Source organism: Desulfosporosinus cupriresistens, assembly GCF_001707885.1.
Lineage (GTDB): Bacteria > Bacillota > Desulfitobacteriia > Desulfitobacteriales > Desulfitobacteriaceae > Desulfosporosinus.
The window spans coordinates 1-1,536 of sequence record NZ_MASS01000127.1 but is presented as its reverse complement, the minus strand read 5'-3'; the positions used below and the strand labels follow the sequence as shown (position 1 = coordinate 1,536).

The window sequence follows — 1,536 nt, the reverse complement described above, 5'->3', positions numbered from 1 at the left end:
GATAAGGTATTATAAATTTCGCAAATATAAAATTTTGTCCAAATAAATAAGGACATAAACGCAACTGCTTGGTAAGATAAAGTTACCACACAAAATCTACCAAAAAGGAGCTGCGAATATGTCTGAGAAAATTATACACTTAAATGAAGGCGCAATAAAGCAGGAGTTAAAGGAATTAGTACGCAATAGTGTGGAGGAAACACTCAACAATTTATTGGAACAAGAAGCGGCGGAGCTAACAAATGCCAGTCGATATGAGCGTACAGAAGAACGTAAAGGCTATCGATCTGGGCATTATGAGCGAAATCTAACGACAACCTCTGGAGAAGTTAAGTTAAAAATGCCTAAGCTAAAAGGTGTAGCCTTTGAAACTGCCATCATTGAGCGATACCGCCGTAGGGAAAGTTCAGTAGAAGAAGCTCTCATTGAAATGTATTTAGCAGGAGTTTCTGTCCGGCGTGTGGAGGATATAACCGAAGCCCTATGGGGCAGCAAAGTCTCTGCCGGAACCGTCAGCCAGTTAAACAAAAAAGTCTATGGTCACATTGATACATGGCGTAATCGACCGTTAAAAGGCAAGTATCCCTATGTTTATATTGATGGCATCTATCTAAAACGCAACTGGGGTGGCGAGTATGAGAACGTAGCGATCCTGATCGCCATGGCGGTCAATGAAGACGGTTACAGAGAGGTCATAGGAGCTTCTGAGGGAATGAAAGAAGATAAAGTAAGTTGGCAAGAATTCCTGAAAAGCTTAAAAGAGCGTGGACTTTCAGGAACCCAATTATTTATCGGTGACAAATGCCTGGGACTACTGGAAGCAGTCAACGAAACCTTTCCTAACGCCAAATTCCAACGCTGTAATGTTCATTTTTACCGAAACGTATTCTCAGTAACCCCACGTTCAAAGATGAAAGAAGTAGCGGCCATGCTTAAGGCAATCCACGCCCAAGAGGATAAAACTGCAGCCAAAGAGAAAGCAGCTGTCGTAGTAACCAAACTTCGGGATCTGAAGTTAAAAGAAGCCGCTAAGAAGGTTGAAGACAGTATTTTGGAGACCTTAACCTACATGGATTTTCCTCAGGCCCACTGGTCAAAACTTCGTAGTAACAATGTCATCGAAAGGCTGAACCGAGAAATTCGCCGCAGAACCCGTGTCGTGGGTACCTTTCCCGATGGAAACTCTGCTTTGATGTTGGTATGCGCTCGTCTAAGATATGTAGCCAGCAAGGATTGGGGAACAAAGCTTTATATGAGCATGAAACATCTTGAGGAACTGAACAAAGAAAATAACCTAGTGGCCGGTTAATTTCCAGAACCATCCGGACATTCTGGGGTAGACTTGACATGGGACCCTACGTCGGATGCTTCAATGGGTCGTGGGATGAGGCTCATATGATGTATTCCTTTAAGGTAAGCCCCATCCCAAACCTTAAGGGTAGCATCCGCCGCCCCCATATCAAGTCTTAATATGGGGTCACCGTTAACTAAATTATTTAACCAAGCAGATATTAATTTTGCGAAAAATTATTGACA

The 1,536-nt window shown here is 42.8% G+C and carries 1 protein-coding gene; it reads left to right on the top strand.

The features are described from left to right. Window positions 1–118: 118 nt before the first annotated feature. Complete coding sequence (locus DSBG_RS21465; protein ID WP_068967041.1) at window positions 119–1,309, top strand: IS256 family transposase; 1,191 nt, start codon at window positions 119–121, stop codon at window positions 1,307–1,309. The last annotated feature ends 227 nt before the right edge of the window (window positions 1,310–1,536 follow it).